Origin of the sequence: Nocardia sp. MH4 (assembly GCF_019266065.1) — a bacterium.
Classification (GTDB): Bacteria; Actinomycetota; Actinomycetes; order Mycobacteriales; family Mycobacteriaceae; genus Nocardia; species Nocardia canadensis.
On sequence record NZ_LPNR01000057.1, the window covers coordinates 23,125 to 30,754 of the forward strand.

The following is a 7,630-nucleotide window of genomic DNA, read 5'->3' on the forward strand; positions in this document are numbered from 1 at the left end:
CGGCACCCCGGTGGCCGAACCGGCTCACTCCTCCGGCGCGTCCGGGTAGGCGTCCTGCCGGTGCCCACCGCGCAGCGTGCCGTCCAGATAGGCCGCCTTGCAGGCCCGCCGGGCGATCTTGCCGCTCGATGTGCGCGGGATCGAGCCCGCGGGCACCAGCAGCAGGTCGCGCACCGTCACACCGTGCCTGCGCGCGATCGCCGCCCGCACCGTGTCCACGATCGGCCCCGGGTCGAGTTTGGCCGCGCCCGTGCCACGTTCGGCGACGACGACCAGCGCCTCGGCCATCTCGTCGGTGATCCCGCCCGCCGCGAGCACGGCCGCGGGCAACTGCCCCGCCTGCACCGAGAACGCCGCGATGAACCCGGGCCGCAGCGCGGTGCTCGCCTCCTGGGCCGAGTACTCGAGATCCTGCGGATAGTGATTGCGGCCGTCGACGATCACCAGGTCCTTGACCCGGCCGGTGATGAACAGCTCGCCGTCGTGGTAAGCGCCGAAGTCGCCGGTGCGCATCCACCGCGCGTCGTCGGGCGCGCCCTCGGCCCGGCTGCCGACGGGCGTACGGGCGATCACCCGGTTGTGGAAGGTCTCGGCGGTCTCCCCCGGCCTGCCCCAGTACCCGATGCCCATGTTGTCGCCGTGCAGCCAGATCTCACCGACCTCGCCCTCGCGGCGTTCGATGCCGGTCTCCGGGTCGACGATCACCGCCCACTGCGACCGCGCGACATACCCGCACGACACCTGCGCGACCGCGTCGGCGGCGTGCTCGTCGACCTCCACCATCCGGCCCGCGTTGAGCTGTCCGCGATCGACGTAGACCACCCGCGCCTGGTCGTCGCGCCGGGTCGCCGAGACGAACAGCGTCGCCTCGGCCATGCCGTAGCACGGCTTGATCGCGGTCTTGGACAGCCCGTACGGCGCGAACGCCTCGTTGAACTTGCGCATCGAGGCCACCGACACCGGCTCGCTGCCGTTGATCAGACCGATCACGTTCGACAGGTCCAGCGACTCGTCGCCCTTGGGCAGCCCGCGCACCGCCGCGTGCTCGAACGCGAAGTTCGGTGCCGCCGAGTAGATCTCGGCGCCATCGGCCTGGGCGGCCAGCTCCTTGATCCAGCGCGACGGCCTTCGCACGAACGCGCTCGGCGACATGATGGTGATGAACTTGCCGCCGATCGTCGGCAGGATCACCGTCAGCAGCCCCATGTCGTGGAACAGCGGCAGCCAGGTGACCCCGCGCGCGTTCTCGGTGATGCCGATGGCGTCGATCATCTGCAGCAGATTGGTGCCGACGGCGCGGTGGGTGATCTCCACGCCGGCGGGCACCCGGGTCGAACCCGAGGTGTACTGCAGATAGGCGACGCTGTCGATATTGATGTCGGGCCTGCGCCACCGCGTGCCGACCGTGTCCGGGATCGCCTCGACCGCGATGATCCTGGGCCGTTGCGCGGCAGGCTGCTCGCGGAAGAAGTTGCGGACCCCGGCGGCCGCGCTGCCGACGGTGAGTACCGCCGCCGGCTCGCAGTCGCCGAGCACCGCGTGCAGCCGGTCGCTGTGCCCCTGCTCCTCCGGATCGAACAGCGGCACAGCCACATTCCCCGCGTACACCGCCGCGAACAGCGCGACGACGTAGTCCAGGCCCTGTGGCGCCAGCACCGCGACCCGGTCACCGGGCTCGGTCACCTGCTGCAACCGCGCGGCCACCGCCCGCAGCCGGACGCCGAATTCCCGCCAGGTCAGCTCCTGGTATTCGCCCTCCCGCTCCCGCGAATAGTCGATGAAGCGGTAGGCCAGATCGTCGCCGTTGGCCTCGCTGTGTTTGTCGACGAAGTCGATCAGGGTCTGGTCACCGGGAATCCGGATATTGCCCAGTTCGTCCACATAGTCGTCGAAAGTCTCGCCGATCATTCCCTATCCTTTTCAACGCACAATGCCTCGCCGAGAGGCTGCACTCGTGCAATGACGCCGAACAAAGAAGAACTCGCAAGCGCCCGGCACAGTACCGGGCGCGCGCGTGGCAATCGTCAATACCGCCCGAAGGCGACGGCGACGTTGTGCCCGCCGAATCCGAAGGAGTTGTTCACCGCGTAGTCGATCCGGCCACGCCTGGCCTCGCCGGAGACCACGTCCAGATCGATCTCGGGGTCCTGGTTGTCCAGGTTCAGGGTGGGCGGCACGATGCCGTCGCGCACGCTGAGCACGGTCAGCACCGCCTCGAGCGCGCCGACCGCGCCGATCGAGTGCCCGAGCGCCGACTTGGGCGCGTACACCGACGCGTGCGAGCCGATCGCCTTGCCGATCGCGTTGGCCTCGGCGGTGTCGCCGATGGGCGTCGCGGTCGCGTGCGCGTTGATGTGGGTGACGTCGGTGCGGCTGATCCCGCCGGTCTGCATGGCCCGCGTCATCGCGCGCGCCGCCCCGGTGCCCTCGGGATCCGGTGCGACGAGGTGGAATCCGTCGGAGGTGACCCCGGCACCGAGCAGCCGCGCGTGGATGGTCGCGCCGCGCGCCTTGGCGTGCTCCTCGGTCTCGATCACCATCATCGCGCCGGCCTCGCCGAAGACGAACCCGTCGCGGTCCTTGTCGAACGGCCGCGAGGCCGCCTTGGGATCGCTGTTGCGCGTGCTCATCGCGCGCATCTGGGTGAAGGCCGCGATCGGCACCGCCTGGATCGAGCCCTCGACCCCGCCGGTCACCACCATGTCGGCATCGCCCATCACGATCATCCGCCACGCGTTGGCGATCGCCTCCGAGCCCGACGAACAGGCCGACACCGGCGTGGAAACACCGGCGCGCGCGCCCAATTCGATGCCGACGCAGGCCGCGGGACCGTTGGGCATGATGGCCTGCACGGTCAGCGGCGAGACCTTGCGGTAGCCGCCGTTGCCGAGCTTGTCGCGCGCGTAGATCAGGGATTCCGCGCCGCCGAGCCCGGTGCCGACCGAGACACCGAGCCGGTCGCGGTCCACTTCGGGGCTGCCCGCGTTGCGCCACACCTCGCGACCGAGGACCACGGCCATCTGCTCGACATAGGACAGCCTGCGCGCCTCCTCGCGGGTGAGCGAGGCAGCCGGGGAGACCTTCAGGTGGCCACCGATCCGCACCGGCAACTCGAAATCGTCGATGAAGGAGTCCTCCAGGACGTCGATACCGCTTTCGCCGTTGAGCAGACCCTTCCAGGTCGAGTCGACGTCGCCCGCGATCGACGTGGTCGCCGCCAGGCTCGTGACCACGATGTCCGTCATATTTTTCGCTCACTCTCTCTAGCTATGCCACGACTGATCGGGAACCGCTGATGGAGCTGAACTGGTGGAGCGTATATGCAGGCGCCGCGACGCGCCCAAATTCAGAAACAGGCGCTGCCGCACCGTGTCGTTCGGAGGCGCGATGCGCCGGGTCTATTGTCGGTGGGTCGCATTCGACCCAGAGCACCCGGCGACGACGGGCAACACTACCGGACCAGCGCAACTCTTGCTTTTCACTTCATGGAAAGGGCACGAGCGTGGCCAGGAACCTCACCCAACTGGAACTGCTCATCGAACTCGAACCGGTCGCCGCGAGCAACGTCGACCGCCACCTGTCGATGGCGAAGGACTGGCATCCCCACGACTATGTCCCGTGGGAGCAGGGCCGCAACTTCGCCGCGATGGGCGGAATCGATTGGGACCCCGAACAATCCCAGCTCAGTGAACTCGCCAAGGCGGCGATGATCACCAATCTGCTCACCGAGGACAATCTCCCGTCCTACCACCGGGAGATCGCCGAGAACTTCTCCAAGGACGGCGCCTGGGGCACCTGGGTGGGCCGGTGGACCGCCGAGGAGAACCGGCACGGCATCGTGCTCCGCGACTATCTGGTCGTCACCCGTGGCGTCGACCCGGTCGCTCTGGAGCAGGCCAGGATGATCCATATGACCAACGGATACTCGGCGATGGCCGTCGTCGAGGCCAAGGCGGGCGATGTCGATCTGCGCTCCGCGTCCGTAGCGGGCCTGCTGTACTCGGTCGCCTACGTGACCTTCCAGGAACTGGCTACCCGGGTCAGCCACCGCAACACCGGTCGCGTCTGCGACGACCCGATCGCCGACCGCATGCTCGCCCGCATCGCGACCGACGAGAACCTGCACATGATCTTCTATCGCAACCTCTGCGAGGCCGCGCTCGACCTGGCACCCGATCAGGCCATCGAGGCGATCAACACCATCGTGCAGGGCTTCCAGATGCCCGGCGCGGGCATGCCGGGCTGGCGCCGCAACGGCGTCATGATGGCCAAGCACGGCATCTACGATCTGCGCCAGCACCTCGAGGAGGTCCTGCTTCCGGTGCTGCGCAAGTGGAACATCTTCGAACGCACCGATTTCGGCGCGCGCGGCGAGCGGGCCCGCGAAGACCTCGCGGCCTTCCTGGACCGGCTGCGCGAGGACGTCGTGCGCTTCGAGGAACAGCGCGACCGCTCACTGGCCCGCGCGGCGAACCGGGAACGCCAGCTCACCTGAGCGGGGCCCGGCTGTCCGGCCCGGCCGCTACCGGGCCGGATAGCGGCGGGTGTCGTGCTTGTGCCGGTACATCGCGGCGTCGGCCGCGTGCACCAATTCGTCGACCGCGCCGGGGAGTTCGTCGAAGTAGGCCGCGCCGACGCTCACGCCCACCGCGAGCATGTGCCCGTCCACCTCGAGCGGCGCGGTCAGCACCGACATCAGATCGTCGGCCAGCACCGACAATTGCTCGGAGCCCGAGCACTGCTCCACCAGCACCAGGAACTCGTCACCGCCGATCCGGGCGGCCATCGCCTCCAGCGGACGGACGGTGTCGCGCATCCGGTCGGCGACCACCCGCAGCACCCGGTCCCCGACCGTGTGCCCCCACAGATCGTTGATCTCCTTGAAGCCGTCCAGGTCCAGATAGCAGACCCCGATCGGCGGTTCGGCGTCGGCGAGCCGGTTGAACAGGTGCGGCCGGTTGGGCAGGCCGGTCAGCGCGTCGTGATTGGCGTCGTGCCACAGCCGGTCGGCGAGCTGTTTGCGCTCGGTGACGTCGACGGCCACCCCGATCAGGAACTGGATATTGCGGTCGGCGTCGCGCACCGCCGACATCGACAGATCGATGACGGTGATCTCGCCGTCGTCGTGCAGATGCTCGGTCTCGGTGCGGAAGCTCTCGGATTCACCGCTGACCATCCGCTGCAGCTCGACGAAGGCCTCGTTGAGATTCTGCGGGCCGAGGATATCGGCGACCGTCCGGCCCGGCATCGTCTCCGGGGTGTGGCCGAGCATCTCGGCCATGGTGGCGTTGCAGTTCACCACCCGCCCGGTCATGTCGACGGTGCCGATGCCGACCAGGGCGCCGTCGAACACGGCCTCGAAGCGTGCCTCCGACAGCGCGCGACGGCTCTCGGCCTCGCTGGCCGTCGCGAGCACGGCGGCCAGCGTCGCCTCCTGCTCGGCCAGGGCAGCGGCGCGCAAGGCCGCGGTGAAGCCCGCCGCGAAATCGGCGGCGAGGCCGATCGCGCGCTCCCTGATCTCCGGCAGCAGCGGATCGTCCGGCCCGTCGGCCGCGATCTCGACCAGGTCTACACAGATCACCCGGACCGAACGGCTCACCGCCGCCGGATCACGGTAGTTGGCGGCGACCAGCATCCGCGCCGTACGGCGGGCCACATCGGGATCCTCGCCACCGCGCGCCGCCTCGATCAGGCCGATGCACAGCGCCGCCAGCATCTCCTCGATCTGGGAGCGGTTGAGAGTGGGAGCGACAACGCCGTCGAGGGCATCGGCCCACCGTTGCGCCAGCTCCCACGACCCCACTACGCGTCCACCCTGTCATCTCGCAGCACCGCCGGATCGACGGCTCATTCTTTCCGCGCGACTCCGGCCAACCCGAGCGAACGCCCAGGCTTCTCGTGCTGATCCCGCTCGGACTCCGGCCGCCACGACGGCAGCTCGACAACCCCGGGGGAAACCATGCCCCAACCCTCGAACATCTCCACGATCGCGTCCCTGGACCGGAACTGGATCCCGACCCTGGTCTCGTTCGCCGAGTGCGCTCCCAGCTTACCGGCATCCTCCGGCCGCATCTCCGAGGTGAGATGTGAAATGGCGATGAAACTGCCGGGCGCGACCGCCTCCCGCAGCGCGGCGACCTTGCCGACCGGATCGTCGGCGTCCTGCACCAGATGCAGCACCGCGATCAGCAGCAGCCCGACGGGCTCATCGAAGTCGATCAGTCCGGTCTCCCGCACCTCGGCGATCAGATCGTCGGACTTGCGCAGATCGGCCTCGATCGCGTCGGCCCGCTCCCGGCCCGCCAGAATCGTCCGGGAGTGGACGACGGCGACCGGATCGATATCGACATAGAGCACCCGCGCCTCGGGAGCGATGTCGTGCACGATCTCGTGGACATTGCCCGCGGTGGGGATGCCCGAACCGATGTCGAGGAACTGCCGAATCCCGGCGTCGAGCATGAACCGCACCGCCCGGCGCAGGAAGGCCCGATTGCTCAGCGCGAGGCGGGGCAGATCGGGCACCAGCTCGATCGCCATTTCCGCCGCCATCCGGTCGACGGCGAAGTTGTGCGAGCCGCCGAGCAGCGCGTCATACATCCGAGCCGGGCTCGGCTGCTGCATATCGACGCCGTCCGGTGCCCACGCAGGCCTGTCCATCACATACCCCTGTCCACTCGAGGCGTCATCACACCCCGCGACAGCGCCAGACGCATCGTAGTGCGCGCCACCGACTTCGGCGCGCCTATCGCTCACCCCCGGCACCGAACGGCTGCGCCCACAGCGGCGCGACCTCCGGTGTCATCGTCGCGACCACCGGAATGCCCGCCGCCATGAAGTTGTCCAGCGCGCGGCGCATATGGTCGGCGGAGGTGATGAGCACGGCCTTGTGCACGCCGAGCGCTTCCATCAACTTCGCGGAGAACTCCGCGTTCTGCACCGTCGACCCCGCCTGGGTCTCGGTGTAGATCCGGTGCCGGGCGACCCCGCGGATATTGAGCCAGTCCGCCATCACCTGCGCCTCGGTGACCCCGTTGCGCGGGTTGCCGCCGGTGACGATCACCGGGGAGGAGGGCGACATGAACGCCTGGACCAGGGCGGCGTGCAGCCGGTTGCCCAGTTCGGCGCGCATGGTGCCGTCCGGCTGCAGACCGTAGCCGAGCACCACGATCGCGGTCTCCGGGCCGTAAGTGTCGGGCAGGTCGATACCGGCAACGCCCGCAATCGAATTCGCCGCGCCCGCGATGCCGTCGGCGACGCCGGCCAGCGGGTCGGGGGCGGGTGCGGCGATCGCGGGTGCGGCGGTGGCTATCGCGCCGATCAGGGCGGCGGGCAACACGAGGGCGGCCGCGCCGCGTCGCAGAGACTTGTGAGTGAACAACCAATCCATGGTGACCTCCCGAAGCAACGTCGCACCATGGTGGCTGACCGGGGCCCGCTGCGGGACCGTTTTGTGAAACATCGTTGCCTCGGAATGCAATCCCCCGATTCCGGGGGCACGCTACGAGCCGGCCTGCTATCCGAGAGGTCTTGTCCGGGAACGCAAAAAGGCCCTCCAACCGTAGTTGGAGGGCCTTTCGCAATGATGTTCCGGCGGTGTCCTACTCTCCCACACCCTGTCGAGTGCAGTACC

6 protein-coding genes are annotated in these 7,630 nt (G+C 68.8%); 1 reads left to right on the top strand and 5 read right to left on the bottom strand.

Going from position 1 to position 7,630, the window contains the following annotated elements; genetic code table 11:
- Positions 1-24 precede the first annotated feature (24 nt).
- Together fadD32 and ATM97_RS04060 are read right to left on the bottom strand one after the other, a co-directional pair.
- The gene (gene fadD32, locus ATM97_RS04055; protein ID WP_218716580.1) at positions 25-1,908 is read right to left on the bottom strand and encodes a long-chain-fatty-acid--AMP ligase FadD32; all 1,884 of its coding nucleotides are present in this window, start codon (positions 1,906-1,908) and stop codon (positions 25-27) included.
- A 116-nt stretch (positions 1,909-2,024) separates the two neighbouring features.
- A complete protein-coding gene (locus tag ATM97_RS04060; RefSeq protein WP_218716581.1) occupies positions 2,025-3,245 on the bottom strand; it encodes a KasA/KasB family beta-ketoacyl-ACP synthase in 1,221 nt (406 codons plus the stop codon).
- A gap of 257 nt (positions 3,246-3,502) precedes the next feature.
- Here ATM97_RS04060 and ATM97_RS04065 point away from each other — a divergent pair, with 257 nt between their 5' ends.
- A complete protein-coding gene (locus tag ATM97_RS04065; protein ID WP_218716582.1) occupies positions 3,503-4,495 on the top strand; it encodes an acyl-ACP desaturase in 993 nt (330 codons plus the stop codon).
- A 27-nt stretch (positions 4,496-4,522) separates the two neighbouring features.
- Here the strand turns inward: ATM97_RS04065 and ATM97_RS04070 are convergent, their stop codons facing one another.
- From ATM97_RS04070 to ATM97_RS04080, 3 genes are all read right to left on the bottom strand, one after another.
- Positions 4,523-5,803 carry a sensor domain-containing diguanylate cyclase gene (locus ATM97_RS04070; protein ID WP_218716583.1) on the bottom strand — a complete coding sequence of 427 codons (1,281 nt, stop codon included), beginning with the start codon at positions 5,801-5,803 and terminating at the stop codon, positions 4,523-4,525.
- A 44-nt stretch (positions 5,804-5,847) separates the two neighbouring features.
- Positions 5,848-6,657, bottom strand: coding sequence for an SAM-dependent methyltransferase (locus tag ATM97_RS04075; protein WP_218716584.1), 810 nt, complete (start codon positions 6,655-6,657; stop codon positions 5,848-5,850).
- A gap of 85 nt (positions 6,658-6,742) precedes the next feature.
- Positions 6,743-7,387, bottom strand: a complete 645-nt coding sequence (locus tag ATM97_RS04080; protein ID WP_218716585.1) for a YdcF family protein — start codon at positions 7,385-7,387, stop codon at positions 6,743-6,745.
- Between the last annotated feature and the right edge of the window lie 243 nt (positions 7,388-7,630).

What these genes read in the sequence shown, in the direction of transcription:
- fadD32 (WP_218716580.1), bottom strand. Translation starts at nt 1,908, where the DNA reads ATGATCGGCGAGACTTTCGACGACTATGTGGACGAACTGGGCAATATC.
- ATM97_RS04060 (WP_218716581.1), bottom strand. Translation starts at nt 3,245, where the DNA reads ATGACGGACATCGTGGTCACGAGCCTGGCGGCGACCACGTCGATCGCG.
- ATM97_RS04075 (WP_218716584.1), bottom strand. Translation starts at nt 6,657, where the DNA reads ATGGACAGGCCTGCGTGGGCACCGGACGGCGTCGATATGCAGCAGCCG.
- ATM97_RS04080 (WP_218716585.1), bottom strand. Translation starts at nt 7,387, where the DNA reads ATGGATTGGTTGTTCACTCACAAGTCTCTGCGACGCGGCGCGGCCGCC.